Source organism: Thalassobellus citreus (assembly GCF_044385915.1).
Taxonomy (GTDB): domain Bacteria; phylum Bacteroidota; class Bacteroidia; order Flavobacteriales; family Flavobacteriaceae; genus Thalassobellus; species Thalassobellus citreus.
The window spans coordinates 1-488 of record NZ_JBISCC010000053.1 but is presented as its reverse complement, the minus strand read 5'-3'; the positions used below and the strand labels follow the sequence as shown (position 1 = coordinate 488).

Sequence of the window (488 nt, the reverse complement as noted above, 5' to 3'; positions counted from 1 at the left end):
TTTGTAAACTCTTTACCGTTCGAGTTAAATACTATTTTAAATTTTCCTTTTTTCAATCTGTAAGCAAGATCAATAGCTTGAATACCTTCAACTTTTTGAGTGTATACTAATACTGAGTTATCATTTACTTCAGAATAGATGCTAACTTTTAAAGGCTCTAAATTTGGAGCTAGTTTCGAGATAAGCACTAAATTTCCTTTTTGTCTTAAATAAGGTTTGTAAACAGAAGTTTCTTCTTCCTTATTAAATACTACGCTATCAGAATTAACAGTAAAAGGGATTGTGTTAATTTCCATGTCTTTATCAACTTCAAAGAAATAATTTCCAGAAGGAAGCGCAGTTAAATCGAATCCTTTTTTATAAGTTCCACTAACGCTTATTAATTCTTTATAAAGAACAATACCGTTATAATCTTTAATAGTTAATAGATTTCCTTCGCTAACATTATTAATAGTTAAAGCAGTTTCTTTAAACGCTTTTTTATTGTT

1 protein-coding gene is annotated in these 488 nt (G+C 27.9%); it reads right to left on the bottom strand.

Annotated elements, in window-relative coordinates:
* On the bottom strand, positions 1-488 hold a 488-nt coding region (locus ACH5TX_RS00255), incomplete at both ends, for a hypothetical protein (RefSeq protein WP_439337559.1).